At 74.4% G+C, this 16,847-nt stretch carries 14 protein-coding genes; 8 read left to right on the top strand and 6 right to left on the bottom strand.

Going from position 1 to position 16,847, the window contains the following annotated elements; all coding sequences use genetic code 11:
• Position 1 precedes the first annotated feature (1 nt).
• Positions 2-385, bottom strand: a complete 384-nt coding sequence (locus tag NH602_RS07365; protein WP_253067387.1) for an ankyrin repeat domain-containing protein — start codon at positions 383-385, stop codon at positions 2-4.
• Positions 386-512: 127 nt separating this feature from the next.
• On the opposite strand from NH602_RS07365, the gene ligA reads away from it, so the two are divergent.
• Both ligA and NH602_RS07355 read left to right on the top strand, forming a co-directional pair.
• Complete coding sequence (gene ligA / locus NH602_RS07360; protein ID WP_253067386.1) at positions 513-2,915, top strand: NAD-dependent DNA ligase LigA; 2,403 nt, start codon at positions 513-515, stop codon at positions 2,913-2,915.
• A gap of 239 nt (positions 2,916-3,154) precedes the next feature.
• Positions 3,155-3,874 carry a 3-keto-5-aminohexanoate cleavage protein gene (locus NH602_RS07355; RefSeq protein ID WP_062397181.1) on the top strand — a complete coding sequence of 240 codons (720 nt, stop codon included), beginning with the start codon at positions 3,155-3,157 and terminating at the stop codon, positions 3,872-3,874.
• A gap of 149 nt (positions 3,875-4,023) precedes the next feature.
• Here NH602_RS07355 and NH602_RS07350 read toward each other — a convergent pair whose 3' ends face one another.
• A complete protein-coding gene (locus NH602_RS07350; RefSeq protein ID WP_073578441.1) occupies positions 4,024-4,680 on the bottom strand; it encodes an amino acid-binding protein in 657 nt (218 codons plus the stop codon).
• A 338-nt stretch (positions 4,681-5,018) separates the two neighbouring features.
• On the opposite strand from NH602_RS07350, the gene gatC reads away from it, so the two are divergent.
• From gatC to gatB, 3 genes are read left to right on the top strand one after another with little or no spacing between them, the layout of a single operon-like run.
• The gene (gene gatC, locus NH602_RS07345; protein ID WP_020622204.1) at positions 5,019-5,345 is read left to right on the top strand and encodes an Asp-tRNA(Asn)/Glu-tRNA(Gln) amidotransferase subunit GatC; all 327 of its coding nucleotides are present in this window, start codon (positions 5,019-5,021) and stop codon (positions 5,343-5,345) included.
• Positions 5,342-6,841, top strand: a complete 1,500-nt coding sequence (gatA, locus tag NH602_RS07340) for an Asp-tRNA(Asn)/Glu-tRNA(Gln) amidotransferase subunit GatA (protein WP_073578440.1) — start codon at positions 5,342-5,344, stop codon at positions 6,839-6,841. Before gatC ends, gatA begins: the two co-directional genes overlap by 4 nt.
• Entirely contained in the window at positions 6,838-8,343 is a 1,506-nt protein-coding gene (gene gatB, locus NH602_RS07335) for an Asp-tRNA(Asn)/Glu-tRNA(Gln) amidotransferase subunit GatB (protein ID WP_073578439.1), read from the top strand. Before gatA ends, gatB begins: the two co-directional genes overlap by 4 nt.
• Positions 8,344-8,600: 257 nt before the next feature.
• Here gatB and NH602_RS07330 read toward each other — a convergent pair whose 3' ends face one another.
• On the bottom strand, positions 8,601-9,698 hold the full coding sequence (locus tag NH602_RS07330) for a glucose dehydrogenase (protein ID WP_253067385.1): 1,098 nt from the start codon (positions 9,696-9,698) through the stop codon (positions 8,601-8,603).
• Positions 9,699-9,753: 55 nt separating this feature from the next.
• Here NH602_RS07330 and NH602_RS07325 point away from each other — a divergent pair, with 55 nt between their 5' ends.
• Genes NH602_RS07325 through NH602_RS07315 form a run of 3 tightly spaced genes read left to right on the top strand, consistent with a single transcriptional unit; the run spans position 9,754 to position 12,201 of the window.
• Entirely contained in the window at positions 9,754-10,674 is a 921-nt protein-coding gene (locus NH602_RS07325; RefSeq protein ID WP_073578438.1) for a 2-hydroxyacid dehydrogenase, read from the top strand.
• A 25-nt stretch (positions 10,675-10,699) separates the two neighbouring features.
• Positions 10,700-11,302, top strand: coding sequence for a DoxX family membrane protein (locus NH602_RS07320; RefSeq protein ID WP_253067384.1), 603 nt, complete (start codon positions 10,700-10,702; stop codon positions 11,300-11,302).
• Positions 11,299-12,201, top strand: a complete 903-nt coding sequence (locus NH602_RS07315) for a phosphotransferase (protein ID WP_179761989.1) — start codon at positions 11,299-11,301, stop codon at positions 12,199-12,201. The genes NH602_RS07320 and NH602_RS07315 overlap by 4 nt, the downstream gene beginning before the upstream one ends.
• 20 nt (positions 12,202-12,221) lie before the next feature.
• Here the strand turns inward: NH602_RS07315 and NH602_RS07310 are convergent, their stop codons facing one another.
• The 3 genes from NH602_RS07310 to ilvD all read right to left on the bottom strand — a co-directional run bounded on the left by NH602_RS07310 (position 12,222) and on the right by ilvD (position 16,681).
• Positions 12,222-13,604, bottom strand: coding sequence for an NAD-dependent succinate-semialdehyde dehydrogenase (locus NH602_RS07310; protein WP_073578435.1), 1,383 nt, complete (start codon positions 13,602-13,604; stop codon positions 12,222-12,224).
• 166 nt (positions 13,605-13,770) lie between these two features.
• Positions 13,771-14,769, bottom strand: coding sequence for an aldo/keto reductase (locus NH602_RS07305; protein WP_253067383.1), 999 nt, complete (start codon positions 14,767-14,769; stop codon positions 13,771-13,773).
• Positions 14,770-14,839: 70 nt separating this feature from the next.
• Positions 14,840-16,681: a dihydroxy-acid dehydratase gene (gene ilvD / locus NH602_RS07300; protein ID WP_179761990.1), complete on the bottom strand. Its 1,842-nt coding sequence runs from the start codon at positions 16,679-16,681 to the stop codon at positions 14,840-14,842.
• Positions 16,682-16,847 lie beyond the last annotated feature (166 nt).

Raw genomic sequence — 16,847 nt, 5'->3', positions numbered from 1 at the left:
CTCAGGCCCCCGCTTCCAGCAGCGCCCGCATGTCGGGCAGGTCGAAGTGCTCGACGGTCGCCCACGCCGACGGGCTGCCGTGATGCGGGTCGGCGCCCGCGGCGAGCAGCGCGGTCACCGACGGCGCCGACCGGGCGAACAGCGCGGCGGCGAGCGCGGTCTGGCCGCGGTCGTTGGTGTGGTCCGGCGTCGCGCCGCGGGCCAGCAGATCGGCGACGACCGCGTCGTGGCCGTAGTAGGCGGCGAGGATCAGCAGGGTGTCGCCCTTGGGGTCGGTCAGCCCGACCGGGACGCCCGCGTCGAGGTAGGCGGCCAGCTGCTCCGCCGCACCCTCGCGGGCCAGGTCGAACATCCGGTGCGCGAGTTCCACGGCGGCCTGGTCCACCCCGCCACGGTAGGGGTGCCGCGGCCACCCCGCCGGGCGGCGCCCGCGGTACCGGACCCGGCCCGCCACCCGTCCGGGAACCCTCGGCGACGGGTGGCTGTCGGGGGTCGCCGCTAACCTGCGCGTCGTGAGCTCCCAGTCCGACGCCCCGCAGGCCCGCGAGCGCCACGCGCAGCTGGCGGCCGAGGTGGCCGACCACCAGTTCCGGTACTACGTGCTGGACGCGCCGGTCGTCTCCGACGGCCAGTTCGACGAACTGTGGCACGAGCTGCTCGCGCTGGAGGAGGCGCACCCCGAGCTGGTCACGCCGGACTCGCCGAGCCAGCGCGTCGGCGGCACGTTCTCCACCGACTTCACCGCCCACGACCATCTCGAGCGGATGCTGTCGCTGGACAACGCCTTCTCGCCCGACGACCTGCGCACCTGGCAGGAGCGGGTGACGAAGGAGGTCGGCGAGGACCTGCACTACCTGTGCGAGCTCAAGATCGACGGACTGGCGGTGAACCTGCTCTACACCGACGGGCGGCTCACCCGCGCGCTGACCCGCGGTGACGGGCGCACCGGCGAGGACATCACGCTCAACATGCACACCCTCGCCGAGGTGCCCGAGCAGCTCACCGCCACCGACGAGTTCCCGGTGCCGGGACTCGTCGAGGTCCGGGGCGAGGTCTACTTCCGGCTGGAGGACTTCGAGCGGCTCAACGCCTCGCTGGTCGAGGCGGGCAAGGAGCCGTTCGCGAACCCCCGCAACACCGCGGCCGGCTCGCTGCGGCAGAAGGACCCCCGGGTCACCGGCTCGCGCAACCTGCGGCTGATCTGCCACGGCCTCGGCAAGCGGGAGGGGTTCACCCCCGACACCCAGTCCCACGCCTACGACGCGCTGGTCGCCTGGGGTCTGCCGATCTCCCCGCGCACGACCGTGCTGCGGGGCATCGAGAAGGTGATCGAGTACGTCGAGCACTGGGGCGAGCACCGGCACGACGTCGAGCACGAGATCGACGGCGTCGTGGTGAAGGTCGACGAGGTGGCGCTGCAGCGCAGACTCGGTGCGACCTCCCGGTTCCCGCGCTGGGCGATCGCCTACAAGTACCCACCGGAGCAGGCCACCACGCGGCTGCTCGACATCCGGGTCAACGTCGGGCGCACCGGCCGGGTCACCCCGTTCGCGGTGATGGAGCCGGTGAAGGTCGCCGGGTCCACGGTCGAGATGGCGACCCTGCACAACGCCGACGAGGTACGCCGCAAGGGCGTGCTGATCGGCGACCGGGTGGTCATCCGCAAGGCGGGCGACGTCATCCCCGAGGTGCTGGGCCCGGTCACCGACGTGCGCGACGGTTCCGAGCGCGAGTTCGTGATGCCGACGCACTGCCCCGAGTGCGGCACCGCGCTCGTGCAGCAGAAGGCGGGCGACGTCGACCGGCGCTGTCCGAACGCCCGCTCCTGCCCGGCTCAGCTGCGGGAGCGGCTGTTCCACGTCGCGGGCCGCGGCGCGTTCGACATCGAGGGGCTCGGCTACGAGGCCGCGGTGGCGCTGCTGACCTCGGGCGTGCTGACCGACGAGGGTGACGTGTTCGCCCTGACCGAGGACGACCTGCTGCGGACCGAGCTGTTCCGCAACCAGAAGGGCGAGCTGACGGTCAACGGCCGCAAGCTGCTCACGAACCTGGAGGCGGCGAAGGACCGGCCGCTGTGGCGGGTGCTGGTGGGACTGTCGATCCGCCACGTCGGGCCGACCGCCGCGCAGGCGCTGGGCCGTGAGTTCGGCTCGATGGAGGCCCTGGAACGCTCCGCGGCGCAGGCGAAGGCGGACACCGAGGCGGCCGGGGTCGCGATCGTCTCCGACGGGACGGCGGGGGAGGACGACGCCGCGGCCGAGGCCGCGGCGCCGACGGCCGAGGGTGCCGCCGCCGAGGCGGCCGGCGACGTCGAGACCGCGGAGGCGGAGGCCGCGGCCGGGGCGGCGGACTCCCCGCAGGCCGTGGACGGCGCCGAGGGTGTGGACGGCGCGGAGAACGCCGACGAGAACGCCGACGAGGCGGACGCCGCGGCCGCCGAGGCCGCGAAGCAGGAGCGGGCGGCCGCGCGCGCCCGGGCGAAGGCCGTGGCCGAGGCGCTCGCCCCGATCGCCGGGGTCGACGGCGTGGGCCCGACCATCGCGGCGGCGGTGCGGGACTGGTTCTCCGTCGACTGGCACCGCGAGGTGGTGCAGAAGTGGCGGGCGGCGGGCGTCGCGATGGAGGACGAGGTCGACGACTCGGTGCCCCGCTTCCTGGAGGGCCTCTCGATCGTGATCACCGGCTCGATGGAGAACTGGTCCCGCGACGAGGCCAAGGAGGCGATCATGGCCCGCGGCGGGCGCGCGGCCGGGTCGGTGTCGAAGAAGACGGCGTTCGTCGTCGCGGGAGAGGCACCCGGCTCGAAGTACGAGAAGGCCGTCGAGCTCGGGGTGCCGGTGCTGGACGAGGCCGGGTTCTCGGTCCTGCTCGACCGCGGTCCCGACGCGGCCCGCGAGCAGGCCGCCGACGCCTGACCGCCGGCCCGGGCACCCGGCCGGCCCGTCCCGTCCGGCGACACGGCGTGCGCCACGCCGACAGTGAGCGACCACTCACCGGGCGTGTTCGACGTCCGGCGCGGCCCGGTAGCCGGACGTCGACGTCCCCCGCCCGCGCGCGCGCCCGGCCGCGGGCCGCGGTCGATCACCGCCTACTCTCGGTCGCACGGCGGGGTCCTCCCGGCCGGAGGACGACCACTCGGATCGGGGAACACACGGTGTTGCAGGCGGCGCTCAACGGCTCACGACCGGCGGACGCGCACCCGGCGCTGCCGACCCTGGCCCGCCACCTCGCCCGCGACGCCCGGGCCGTCGCCCGGCTCGGCGTCACCTCGGTGCACGTGCACCCGCGCGACGACAGCGGTGCCGAGTCGATCGAACCCGCCGTGGTCGGCGACGTCGTGTCGCTGATCCGCCAGGAGGCCCCGGGCATCGAGATCGGCGTCCCGACCGGGCGCTGGATCCAGCCCGACCCGAAGGACCGTGTCGAGACCGTCCTGTCCTGGGGCCGGCTCGGCTCCGGCAAGCCCGACGTGTGCGGCGTCAACGTGCACGAGCTCGGCTGGACCGAGGTCTGCCACGCCGCGTGGTCGGTCGGCATCGCCGTCGAGCTCGGCGTCTGGACCAGCGGCGACGCCGTCACCCTCCGCCAGAACGGGCTGCCCCCGGGGACCCGGCGGGTGATCGCGGAGTCGACGGTGATCGACCCCGAGACCGCCGTCGCCGAGGGCATCCGGATCCTGCGCGCCCTCGGTCAGCCCCCCGTCCCCGTGCTGCTGCACGGCGAGGAGGAGGGCGCCTGGCCGGTGCTGGAGTACGCGACCCGGGTCAACATCGACACCCGGATCGGCTTCGAGGACGTCCTGGTGCGTCCCGACGGCTGGCTCGCGACCGGCAACGACGACCTCGTCCGCACCGCCCTGTCGATCCGGGTCTGACCCGCCGGGCCGTCGCCCCGGCCGCTCGTCCACTCCCGGCGCTGCTCCCAGGGGAACTCTCGTGGCTTAGAGCGCTACGAAAGTTCCCCTGGGAGCAGGCCCCCGGGCCCGGGCCCGGGGCCTGCGGAGGGGTGCGGTGGCGCGGCGGGTCAGGCCTTCAGGACCGTCGCGACGATCCCGGCCAGGTGCGCCAGCCGCGCCAGCTCCGACGGCCGGAACACCGGCCCACCCGGCCGCCCGACCACCAGCGTCTTCGGTGGTACCCCGGTCCCGAACGGCGCGGCGGCCAGTTCGGTGTCCATCGCCCGCCAGGGCTCCGGCACCCAGTGGCTCTCGTCGAGGGCGATCGCCCGGTCCAGCGGCAGCCAGGGCAGGTCCCCGGACCGGGTCTCGGGCGCCGCGGAGCTCTCCGCGATCCGGTAGGAGCGGCCGTGCTCGCTGACCGCGACGAGCGCCCACCCTGCGCGGAACAGTCTCGGTACCTCGGCGGCGAGCAGGTCGAGCCCGTGCGCGTGGTCGCCGGCGATCTCGTCGAGCAGCTCCAGCTCGCGGTGGGTGTCCAGCTGCCCGGTGTGCGGGCGCACCGACTCCACCGACACCCCGGGCACCGACTCGGCAGCGGTGATGAGCACGTCCGGCGGCCGGTTGGTCGGCAGCTCGACGGCGATGTCGTCGACCGCCTGGCCGTCGCCACGCTCCACGACGTCCACGCTCAGGATGTCCGCCCCGGCCCCGCCGAGTGCGGACGCGACGGCGCCGAGATTGCCGGGCTTGTCCGGGAGGACGACCCGGAGCAGGAACGACACGGACAGGATCCTCTCCCTCGACAACGGGCGCCTCGTCGGCACGCGCATGCACCGCACCGGAGCGGCGGGGAGCGGTTCCGGGCGGGAACGATGATCCTGCCACCCACGGGGCCCTCGGTCACCCGCCACCCGCAGCGGGGTGTGCGCGCCCGGTCACCGGGGGGCGATCGGCCGGTGGACCGGCGGGAATAGACTCGGTGGGTAGACCGGCGCGCGCGGGAGCGACCGGGTCGTGTCGGCAGCCGGACCGGCGGTCGCACCGTCGTCGCCGCTGCCACGGCACCGCCACGACCGTCCACCCGCCGTCGTCATCATCGGACACCATCTCGAGGAGGGGCATGACCGCCGATTCCGCGGAGCGGACGGGTGGGGTCATCACCCGGGACGAGGTCGCACACCTCGCCCGGCTGGCCCGCCTGGCCGTCACCGACTCCGAGCTGGACACCTTCGCGTCCCAGCTCGACGTCATCATCGGGTCGGTGGCCCGGGTCGGGGAGGTCGCCGCCGACGACATCCCGCCGACCTCGCACGCCGTCCCGCTGGAGAACGTCTTCCGCCCGGACGAGCGCCGCCCCGGCCTGAGCCAGGAGCAGGCGCTCGCCGGCGCCCCGGCCGCCGAGGACGGGCGCTTCCGCGTCCCGCGGATCCTGGGGGAGGAGCAGTGAGCGACCTGATCCGGCTGACCGCCGCCGAGCTCGCCGAGAAGATCCACTCCCGTGAGGTCTCCGCCGTGGAGGCCGCGCAGGCCCACCTCGACCGGATCGCCGCCGTCGACGGCGAGGTGCACGCGTTCCTGCACGTCGGAGCCGAGTCCGCGCTGGCCGGCGCCGCGCTGGTCGACGAGCGGATCGCCGCGGGCGAGGCGCCGGAGTCCCCGCTGGCCGGGGTGCCGCTGGCGCTGAAGGACGTGTTCACCACCTCCGACATGCCCACCACCTGCGGCTCGCGGATCCTCGAGGGCTGGCAGCCGCCCTACGACGCGACGGTCACCGCGCGCCTGCGCGCCGCCGGGATCACGATCCTGGGCAAGACCAACATGGACGAGTTCGCGATGGGCTCGTCCACCGAGCACTCCGCGTACGGGGTCACCCGCAACCCGTGGGACACCTCCCGGGTGCCGGGCGGCTCCGGCGGCGGCTCGGCGGCCGCGCTGGCCGCGTTCGAGGCGCCGCTGGCGATCGGCACCGACACCGGTGGCTCGATCCGCCAGCCCGCCGCGTTCACCGGCACCGTCGGCGTCAAGCCCACCTACGGCCAGGTCTCCCGCTACGGGCTGGTCGCCTGCGCGTCGTCGCTGGACCAGGGCGGGCCGTGCGCGCGTACCGTGCTGGACGCGGCGCTGCTGCACGAGGTCATCGGCGGCCACGACCCGCGCGACTCGACCTCGATCGACCGGCCGGTCCCGGCCGTGGTCGAGGCCGCGCGCCAGGGTGCGACCGGTGACCTGTCGGGGCTGAAGGTCGGCGTCGTGCGCGAGCTGGGGGGCGAGGGCTACCAGCCCGGCGTCCGGTCGGCGTTCGACGCGTCGCTGCGCAGCCTGGAGAAGCTGGGCGCCGAGATCGTCGAGGTCGGGTGCCCGCACTTCGAGTACGGCATGGCCGCGTACTACCTGATCCTGCCGAGCGAGGTGTCGTCGAACCTCGCCCGGTTCGACGCCATGCGCTACGGCCTGCGCGCGGCCGAGGGCCGCTCCGCGGAGGAGGTCATGGCCAACACCCGCGAGCAGGGCTTCGGGCCCGAGGTCAAGCGGCGGATCATGCTCGGCACCTACGCGCTGTCCAGCGGCTACTACGACGCCTACTACGGGCAGGCGCAGAAGGTCCGCACGCTGATCAGCCGGGACTTCGACGCGGCGTTCGCCCAGGCCGACGTGCTCGTGTCGCCGACCGCGCCGACCGTGCCGTTCCCGATCGGGGACAAGGTCGACGACCCGCTGGCCATGTACCTGAACGACCTGGCCACCATCCCGACCAACCTGGCCGGTGTGGCGGGCATGTCGGTGCCCAACGGGATCTCCGAGGGGCTCCCGACCGGTCTGCAGATCATGGCGCCCGCGCTCGGCGAGGCCGTCATGTACCGCGTCGGGGCGGCGTTCGAGGCCGCCCGCGACGCCGACGAGGGCGGTCCGCTGATCGCGCGTGTTCCGGAGGTGACCCGGTGACCACCACCGAACCCGAGCTCGTGGAGTTCGACGACGTCGTCGCCCGCTTCGACCCGGTCCTGGGCATCGAGGTGCACGTCGAGCTGTCGACGAACACCAAGATGTTCTGCGGCTGCCCGACGGAGTTCGGCGCCGAGCCGAACACCCAGGTCTGCCCGGTCTGCCTGGGCCTGCCCGGCGCGCTGCCGGTGGTCAACCGGGCCGCGGTGGAGTCGGCGATCCGGATCGGCCTGGCGCTGAACTGCTCGATCGCGCCGTGGGGCCGGTTCGCCCGGAAGAACTACTTCTACCCGGACATGCCGAAGAACTTCCAGACCTCCCAGTACGACGAGCCGATCGCCGTCGACGGGTTCCTGGACCTGACCCTCGACGACGGCGAGGTCGTCCGGATCGGCATCGAGCGCGCGCACATGGAGGAGGACACCGGCAAGTCGCTGCACGTGGGCGGTGCCGACGGCCGCATCCACGGCGCGGACCACTCGCTGCTCGACTACAACCGCGCCGGCGTCCCGCTGATCGAGATCGTCACGAAGATGATCCCGGACACCGGCGCCCGCGCCCCGGAGGTGGCGCGTGCCTACGTCACCGCGCTGCGCGACCTGATCCAGTCCCTGGGCGTCTCCGACGTCCGGATGGACCAGGGCTCGATGCGTGCCGACGTGAACCTGTCGCTCTCGCCGAAGGGCGGCGCGCTGGGCACCCGCACCGAGACGAAGAACGTCAACTCGCTGCGGTCGGTCGAGCGCGCGGTCCGGCACGAGATGAGCCGCCAGGCCGGCGTGCTGGACGCGGGCGGCGAGATCGTGCAGGAGACCCGGCACTTCGACGAGTCCACCGGCCACACCCGCGCCGGGCGGCGCAAGGAGACCTCGGAGGACTACCGGTACTTCCCGGAGCCCGACCTGGTCCCGATCGCGCCCTCGGCCGAGTGGGTCGAGGAGCTGCGCGGCACCCTGCCCGAGCTGCCTTGGGAGCGCCGCAAGCGCATCCAGACCGAGTGGGGCATCTCCGACGAGGAGATCCGCGACCTGGTCAACGGCGGCGCGCTGGAGCTGGTCGAGGCCACCGTCGCGGCGGGTGCACCGTCGCAGGAGGCCCGCTCCTGGTGGGTGTCCTACCTCGCCCAGCAGGCCAACACCCGCTCCGTCGAGCTCGTCGACCTCGCGATCACGCCGGAGCAGGTCGCCCGGGTGGTCGAGCTGGTCGCCACGGGGGAGCTGACCAACAAGCTCGCCCGCCAGGTCGTCGACGGCGTGCTCGACGGCGAGGGCGGCCCGGACGAGGTCGTCGCGGCCCGCGGGCTGAAGGTCGTCTCCGACGAGGGTGCGCTGATCGCCGCCGTCGACGCGGCGCTGGCCGAGCAGCCCGACGTCGCGGAGAAGATCCGCGGCGGCAAGGTCCAGGCCGCCGGGGCGATCGTCGGTGCGGTCATGAAGGCGACGAAGGGCCAGGCCGACGCCAAGCGGGTCCGGGAGCTGATCGTCGAGCGGGTCGGGGCCTGACCTGACCGGGGCCCGCCGGGGCGCGAACCTGCCCCGGATCGGCGACGTCAACCAGGCGGTCGTGCTGGACGCGCTGCGGCGCGCCCGGCACGACCTGTCCCGGGCGGGGCTGTCCACGGCCACCGGGCTGTCCGCACAGTCGATCACCGACATCGTCTGCAGGCCGGTCGAACGCGGCCTGGTCCACGAGCGGGAACCGGTCGGGTCGCAGGGGCCGGCCGGCCGCGTCGTGGACGCAGGATCGGTACCGGGTGGTGTCAGATGGCGCTGGCGCCGCCGCCGGTCGGCGGCTGGATGCGTACGACCCGGTCGTCGGTGGCGCCGGGGGCGCCGCCGTCGCGGTTGACCGTCCCCAGCCACAGCAGGCCGTCCGGGGCGAGGGTGACCGGGCCGATCCGGCCGTAGGTGCCCTCCAGGACCGGCTTCGGGTCGCCGGTGAAGGTGCCCTCGGCGCCCGGGTTGAGCACGAACAGCGCTGTGCCGGTGCTCTGCGCGACGACGACCGCGCCCGGCAGCACCGTGCACCCGGCGACGCCCGGGCGGTCCGGCCAGGTCCAGGCGGGCGCGCCGAGCGTGCCCGGCGTGACGCGGTGCAGGACGTCGCGGCCCGGGGTGCGGTCGGTGACCCAGGTGGTCCGTGCCGCGGGGTCGACGCACACCCCGCCCGGCGCGGTGAGCCCGCGGGCCAGGACCGGCGAGGCACGGTCGGGGTTGCCCGGGGCCGGACGGCCCAGGGTGTCGATCCGCAGCACCGCCCCGGCGAGCGGTCCCGCCCCGGCGGGCGTGGCGACGAGCAGCGAGGAGCCGTCGGCGTCGACGGCCAGCGCCCCGCCCGGCGGCAACCCCTCCAGCACCGGCTTCGGCGCCTCACCGGGTGCGATCCGCCAGACCCGTCCCTCGGAGAGGGCGTAGAGCAGGCGGTCCTCGGCGTAGCCGGGGGACAGGACCAGCCCGGTCAGCCCGCCGGCCGGGTCGACCGGCACGGTCGCGACCGGCTGCGGGGTGGCGTTGCGGCGGACCTCGAGCACCCGCCCGGTCCGCCGCTCGGCGACGAGTGCGCGGTCGCCCTGCGGGAGCACCGCCACCGCCCCGACCGGGCCCAGACATGCGGCGACGACCTGCGGGTCCGGGTCGACGCACGGCTGCGGCGCCGGCGCGGACCCCTGCTGCTGCGGCGACGGCGCCCCGCTCGGCGGCGGTGTCCGCTCCTCCGGCGCCATCTGCGGCGGCCCGCCGAGCTCGCCCTCTCCCTCGGCCTGCGGGCGCCAGTCGCGGGAGCCCGCATCGGGGAAGGTGGCGCAGCCGCCCAGAAGCACGACGAGCGTCGCGACGATCAGCAGCAGCCGGGCGGTCACGAGGAACCAGGCTAGGCCCCGCGAGGTGAGTGCCCGGTGAGTACGGTCGGGCGTCATGAGCAGCCCCGTGACCGTCCTGGTGCCGCACACCGTCGGCGCCGAGATCCTGTCCGGTGTGGACGGACTGGACCCGGTTGTCTACGACCCGGAGAAGCCGCTGCCCGACGAGGCCGCCCACGCCCGCGTGCTGGTCGCGCCGTTCCTGGCGGGCTCCGACGCCGTCGGGATCGTCGAGCGGGTCCCGAACCTGGAGCTGGTGCAGCTGCTCACCGCGGGCGCCGAGACGTGGATCGGGCGGCTGCCGGAGGGCGTCGGCCTCTCCGACGGACGCGGCGCGCACGGCGGCGCCACCGCCGAGTGGGTGGTGTCGGTGCTGCTGGCCGTCTACCGGCACCTGGACCGCTTCGTGCGTGCCCAGGACCGCGGCGAGTGGGACTACCACCAGACCGAGGAGCTGGCCGGCAAGAAGATCCTCATCGTCGGCGCGGGCGATGTCGGGCAGAGGACCCGGGCCCGTCTGGAGCCCTTCGAGGTGGAGACCACGCTGGTCGGGCGCACCGCCCGCGACGGCGTCCACGGCTGGGACGAGCTGCCCGCGCTGCTGCCGCACCACGACGCGACCGTGCTGATCGTCCCGCTCACCGACGAGACCCGCGGCATGGTCGACGCCGGCTTCCTGGCCGCCATGCCTGACGGATCGCTGCTCGTCAACGGCGCCCGCGGGCCGGTCGTGGACACCGACGCGCTGGTCGCGGAGCTGACCTCGGGACGGATCCGGGCCGCCGTCGACGTCACCGACCCCGAGCCGCTCCCCGCGGGCCACCCGCTGTGGTCGGCGCCCGGGCTGCTGCTCACCCCGCACGTCGGAGGCAGCGTGCCGCTGGCGATGCGTCGGGCCTACGGCGTCGCGGCCGAGCAGCTCGCGGCGTTCGCCGCCGGTGACGCGCCGCCGAACCTCGTGACCGGCGCCTACTAGGCGCGCGCCGGTACTGTCGCCGACCATGAGCGGGCCCGCGCAGCAGTACGACTGGGGCAACATCTCCGGCGACGAACCGGCGGAGAAGACCCGCCCGGAGCGCATGCCGGTCCCCGCCCACCTCTCCTCCGACATCGGGCTGCTCGTGCTGCGGCTGGTCGTCGGGGCGTCCTTCGCCGCGGCGGGGGCACGCACGCTGTTCGGCGTCGCGGGCGGGATCGGCCTCGACGCCAGCGCGACCGCGCTCGCCGACGCCGGGTTCACGTCCTTCGCCGGCCCGCTGGCCTGGGTGCTCGCGGTCGGCCAGCTGGTCCTCGGCGTGCTGCTCGTGCTGGGGCTGCTGACGCCCTTCGCCGCGGCGGGTCTGCTCGCGTCGAAGGCCGTGGCCGTGGTGGTGGCGCTGGTGCCGGCCCTGTCGGTGCCGCTGTTCGCCTCGGACGGCGTGAACTCCCTGGAGCTGGACCTGCTGCTCGGTGCCGGGGCCGCGGCGCTGGTGTTCGCCGGGGCCGGGCGGATCGCCCTCGACGCCGGGCGTACCTACCAGCGACGCCCGTTGCCGTGGTCGGTGCTGTCGCTGCTGGTCGCGGTCGCGGTGGCGCTGCTGGTCCTGTTCGTGCTGCGCCGGTGACCCCTGCCGACGACGTCTGGCTGCGCCCGCTCGCCCGGCGCCGCCGTCGCGACCTCGCGGTGCGGGCACGCACGCCGCTGACCGGCGGGTACGCCTCCGGCGGGGCCGAGCGGATCGACCTCGACGACGGCACCGCGGTCGTCCTGAAGCGGACCGGGGCGGTGGAGACGGCCGCGCTGCGTGCGGTCGCGGTGGTGAACGGGCCCGTCCGGCTGCCACGGATGCTCGGCTCCGGCGACGGCTGGGTGCTGCTCGACCACGAGCCCGGCGCGCCGCTGCCGGTCGGGGCCCCGGTACCCGACGACGTGTGGCGCACCCTCGCGCTGGTCCACGCGCACTGGCGGCGCAACCGGCCACGCGGCGTCCCGGTCGTCGACGACGCCTGGTGGGCGCGGCTGTGCGGGCACGCCGCGGAGCGGCTGACGGCGGCCGGGCACGACACCGCGGCCGCGTCCGTCGTGACCTGGGCCGGGGACGACCGCGCCCGCACCGCGCTGCGCGCCCTGCCCCGCACCCTGTGCCACGGCGACGCCCACCGCGGCAACGTCGTCGCCGGTCCGGCCGGTGCGGTACTGCTGGACTGGGGCAACGCCCGCGTCGCGGTGGGGTCACTCGACGTCGTGGTGCTGGCCGCGCCTCCGGCAGGGGGCCCGGCCGACGCGCCGTCGGCGCCGGTGCCCGCGGTCTACCGGGAGACCCTGCACAGCGCGCTCGGCGCGCCGGACCCGCCCGCCATGGTCGCGGTGGAGACGGCGTGGGCGCGGGCGGCGGCGCACGTGCAGTACCTGCCGTTCGCCGCCGACCACCAGGACCCCGACCGGGTCACCTCGATGGTCCGGGTGGCCGCCGCGGCCCTCGACGAACTGGGCGCCCTGCTCGCCGAGGCCCGCCGCGGCTGATCCCGGCGAGGACCGGAGCGTCAGCCCCGGGGCTTCGCCGTGCGACGCAGCCGGGTGTTGACGAACTCGCCCATGCCCCAGCGGCCCAGCTCGCGACCGAAGCCGGAGCGCTTCACCCCGCCGAAGGGCAGTCCGGGCAGCGTCGTGCCGTGCTCGTTGACGTAGGCCATGCCCACCTCGAGCCGGTCGGCGATCTCCTGCGCGCGCTCGATGTCACCGCTCCACACCGACCCGCTGAGCCCGTAGCTCACGTCGTTGGCCAGTGTGACCGCCTCGTCGACCGAGTCGACGCCGTACACCACGGCCACCGGCCCGAAGATCTCCTCGGAGTAGGCGTCCATGTCCTTCGTGACGCCGGTCAGTACGGCCGGGCGGAGGAACGCGCCGTCGCCGTCGGGTACCTCGCCGCCGGTGTGCAGGGTGGCGCCCTGCTCGACGGCGCGGCGCACCTGTTCGGCGACGCCGTCGCGCGCCGCGACCGAGGACAGCGGGCCGAGCCGGGTGCCGGAGTCGGTCGGGTCGCCGTGCTCGGTGGCCTCGAACGTCGAGACCAGCACCGACACGAACTCCTCGACCTTGTCGGTCGGCACGATCATCCGCTTCGGGGAGTTGCAGGCCTGACCGCCGTTCATCAGGCGCGCCCGGGCGGCGACCTTAGCGGTGCGGGCGACGTCGGCGTCGTCGAGGACGATGAACGCGTCCGACCCGCCCAGCTCCAGGACGGCCTTCTTCAGGTTGCGCCCCGCCGTCTCGGCGACCGAGGCCCCGGCCCGCTCGCTGCCGGTCAGCGAGATCCCCTGGATCCGCGGGTCGGCGATCATGTCGGCGATCTGCTCGTTGGTCGCGTAGACGTTGACGTACACGTCGTCGGGGACACCCGCGGTGTGGAAGATCTCGTCCATCACCTCGGCCGAGGCGGCACAGATCGGGGCGTGCTTGAGGACGATCGTGTTCCCGACGACCAGGTTCGGCGCGACGAACCGCGCCACCTGGTAGTACGGGAAGTTCCACGGCATGACCCCGACCAGCGGTCCGATCGGCTCGGTCTGCACCACCGACTCCTGCGCGCCCTGCGGGTCCAGGGTCTCCCGGGTCAGCAGGTCCGGGCCGTGCTCGGCGTACCAGCGGTAGATCGACGCGGCCAGTGCGACCTCGCCCGCGGCCTCCTTGACGGGCTTGCCCATCTCGGTCGCGATCAACGCGGCCAGCTCGTCGCTGCGGGCCTCGTAGGCCTCGGCCACCCGGACCAGGATCTGTGCCCGGTCGGCGGCCGGGGTCGCGCGCCACCCGGGGTAGGCGTCGGTGACGCGGCCCAGGACGTCGGAGACCGCCGCGTCGTCGAGCTCGGGGAACGTCCTCTCGGTCTTCCCGGTGGCGGGGTTCGTGGTCACGTAGGCGGTCATGGTGTCCTTCCGTCGCGGGGTGGCGCGGGTCGCGCTCCTGCCCGACGGATGTCCGTCGCGGGGGGACCGGCAAACATCGGGTCCGCCTCGTCACTCCACGCCGGCCGCGGGGAACCGCCGCGCCGCGGCCGCCGCCTCCGGCTGAGACGGCGGCCGGGAGCCCTGCTCAGCGGCCGACGTTGCGCTGCAGGTGCGCCGGGTAGCGCTCCCCGGCCACCGCGGACGCCGGTGCGGCCGCCTCGATCTCGGCCAACTCGTCCGCCGACAGCTCCAGCGCGGCGGCCTCGACGTTCTGCTCCAGGTAGGTCCGCCGCTTGGTCCCCGGGATCGGTACGACGTGCTCCCCGCGGCTCTGCACCCAGGCCAGCGCGAGCTGCCCGGCGGTGACCCCGCGGCGCTGCGCGATGGCGGTCAGCGCCTCGACGATGGCCAGGTTCGCGGCCATGTTCTCGTCGGAGAAGCGGGGCAGGCCGCGGCGCATGTCGCCCTCGCCGAGCTGCCCGGTCGAGGTGATCGCGCCGGTCAGGAAGCCGCGCCCGAGCGGGGAGAACGGCACGACGCCGACGCCCAGCTCGGCGCACGTCGGAGCGACCGACTCCTCGATGTCGCGTGTCCACAGCGACCACTCCGACTGCACCGCGGCGGGCGGGTGCACGGCGTGGGCGCGGCGGACGGTGTCCGCGCCGCACTCGGAGAGCCCGTAGTGGCGGATCTTCCCCTCCTCGATCAGCCCGGCGAGCGCGCCGACGGTCTCCTCGATCGGCGTGTCCGGGTCGACGCGGTGCTGGTAGTAGAGGTCGATGTGGTCGACGCCCAGGCGCTGCAGCGACTCCTCGGCGCACCGCCGCACGTAGGCCGGGTCGCCCTGTGCGCTTTGGTTGCCCTGCGCGTCGCGCACGATGCCGAACTTCGTCGCCAGGACCACGCGGTCGCGGCGGTCGGCGATCGCGGCGCCCACGAGCTCCTCGTTGGCGCCGTCGCCGTAGACGTTCGCGGTGTCGAGCAGGGTGACGCCCAGGTCGAGGGCGCGGTGGATGGTCGCGATCGACTCGGCGCGGTCGGAGGTGTCGCCGTAGGCCTGGCTCATGCCCATACAGCCCAGGCCCTGGGCGGAGACGGTGAGATCGCCGAGTCGACGGGTTCCGAGGCCGGTTCCGGTAGCCATGACAACCAACCTAGACGCGAACGGCCCCGGTCCGCAGGAGGGCGGACCGGGGCCGTCGTGCGTGCCGGGGTCAGGGGATGCGGCGGACCGCCCCGGTGTCGGCGCTGGTCGCCAGGTGGGCGTAGGCGCGCAGCGCCTTCGACACGACGCGCTGCCGGTCGACCGGCTGCCACGGCCGCTCCGAGGACTCCATCTTGGCGCGCCGGTCGGCGAGCGTCTCGGCGTCGACGAGCAGCTCCAGCGACCGGGCGCGGACGTCGAGCCGGATCCGGTCGCCGTTCTCCACCAGGCCGATCGTGCCGCCGGCGGCCGCCTCGGGGGAGATGTGGCCGACCGAGATGCCCGACGAGCCGCCGGAGAAGCGGCCGTCGGTGATCAGGGCGCAGACCTTGCCCAGCCCGGCGCCCTTGAGGAACGCCGTCGGGTGCAGCATCTCCTGCATGCCCGGCCCGCCCGAGGGGCCCTCGTAACGGATGACCAGTACGTCGCCGGGCTTGATCTCCTTCTTCAGGATCGCCGAGACGGCGTCCTCCTGGCTCTCCAGCACGACGGCCGGGCCCTCGAACTCCCAGATGTCCTCCGGGATGCCCGCGGTCTTGATCACGGCGCCGTCGATCGACAGGTTGCCGCGCAGCACGGCCAGGCCGCCGTCGGCGGAGTAGGCGTGCTCCAGGTCGCGGATGCAGCCGCCCGCGGCGTCGGTGTCCAGGCTCGACCAGCGGTTCTCCGTCGAGAACGCCTGCGTGGTCCGGACCCCGCCCGGCGCGGCGTGGTAGAGCTCGACCGCGGTCTCCGACGGGGCCGACGACCGGATGTCCCACTCGGTGAGCCACTGCTCCAGCGACGGCGAGTGCACCGTGTGCACCCCGGTGTTGAGCAGCCCGGCCCGCCACAGCTCGCCCAGCAGCGCGGGGATGCCACCGGCCCGGTGGACGTCCTCCATGTGGTAGTCCGAGTTCGGCGCGACCTTGCTCAGGCACGGCACCCGGCGGGAGACCGCGTCGATCGCGGCGAGGTCGAAGTCGATCTCGCCCTCCTGCGCGGCGGCCAGGATGTGCAGCACCGTGTTCGTGGAACCGCCCATCGCGACGTCGAGCGCCATCGCGTTCTCGAACGCCTCGCGGGTGGCGATGTTGCGGGGCAGCGCGGACGCGTCGTCGTCGCGGTACCAGCGGGTGGCCAGGTCCATCACGGTGCGCCCGGCGTTCAGGAACAGCTCGCGGCGCGCGGCGTGCGTGGCCAGGGTGGAGCCGTTGCCCGGCAGGGACAGCCCGAGCGCCTCGGTGAGGCAGTTCATCGAGTTCGCGGTGAACATCCCGGAGCAGGACCCGCAGGTCGGGCAGGCCGAACGCTCGACCTCGGCGAGGCCCGCGTCGTCCACCTCGGACGACGCCGACGCCGAGATCGCGGTGATCAGGTCGGTGGGTGCCTGCGCGACCCCGCCGACGACGACCGCCTTGCCGGCCTCCATCGGCCCGCCGGAGACGAACACGGTCGGGATGTTCAGCCGCATCGCGGCGTTCAGCATGCCCGGCGTGATCTTGTCGCAGTTGGAGATGCACACCAGGGCGTCGGCCGCGTGGCCGTTGACCATGTACTCCACCGCGTCGGCGATGATCTCGCGGCTGGGCAGCGAGTAGAGCATCCCGCCGTGGCCCATCGCGATGCCGTCGTCGACGGCGATCGTGTTGAACTCCTTGGCGACCCCGCCCGCCTCCTTGATCGCGCCCGCGACGAGGTCACCCATGTCCTTGAGGTGCACGTGGCCGGGCACGAACTGGGTGTAGGAGTTGGCGATCGCGACGATCGGCTTGCCGAAGTCGTCGTCGCCCATGCCGGTCGCGCGCCAGAGCGAACGCGCTCCGGCGGCGTTGCGACCGTGGGTGGTGACGCGGGAACGCAGGGCGGGCATCGGTCTTCTCCAGCCAGGTCTTCCGTGGTGGTTCCTGAGGGACCCCGGTGGGCGCGTCGCGGAGCGTGGGCACGAGCCGCCCGGGGGTGCGGCGCGACGGCGGCGGGGCGGGTCGCGTCCCGCCGGCCGGCGGGCCGATCGCCCGCAACCGTACGCCCCGCGACGG

Origin of the sequence: Pseudonocardia sp. McavD-2-B, assembly GCF_024124365.1 — a bacterium.
GTDB classification, from domain to species: domain Bacteria; phylum Actinomycetota; class Actinomycetes; order Mycobacteriales; family Pseudonocardiaceae; genus Pseudonocardia; species Pseudonocardia alni.
This window is presented reverse-complemented; position numbering and strand designations above follow the sequence as displayed.

What these genes read in the sequence shown, in the direction of transcription:
- NH602_RS07305 (WP_253067383.1), bottom strand. Translation starts at nt 14,769, where the DNA reads ATGGCTACCGGAACCGGCCTCGGAACCCGTCGACTCGGCGATCTCACC.
- NH602_RS07320 (WP_253067384.1), top strand. Translation starts at nt 10,700, where the DNA reads ATGAGCGGGCCCGCGCAGCAGTACGACTGGGGCAACATCTCCGGCGAC.
- NH602_RS07325 (WP_073578438.1), top strand. Translation starts at nt 9,754, where the DNA reads ATGAGCAGCCCCGTGACCGTCCTGGTGCCGCACACCGTCGGCGCCGAG.
- ilvD (WP_179761990.1), bottom strand. Translation starts at nt 16,681, where the DNA reads ATGCCCGCCCTGCGTTCCCGCGTCACCACCCACGGTCGCAACGCCGCC.
- NH602_RS07310 (WP_073578435.1), bottom strand. Translation starts at nt 13,604, where the DNA reads ATGACCGCCTACGTGACCACGAACCCCGCCACCGGGAAGACCGAGAGG.
- gatC (WP_020622204.1), top strand. Translation starts at nt 5,019, where the DNA reads ATGACCGCCGATTCCGCGGAGCGGACGGGTGGGGTCATCACCCGGGAC.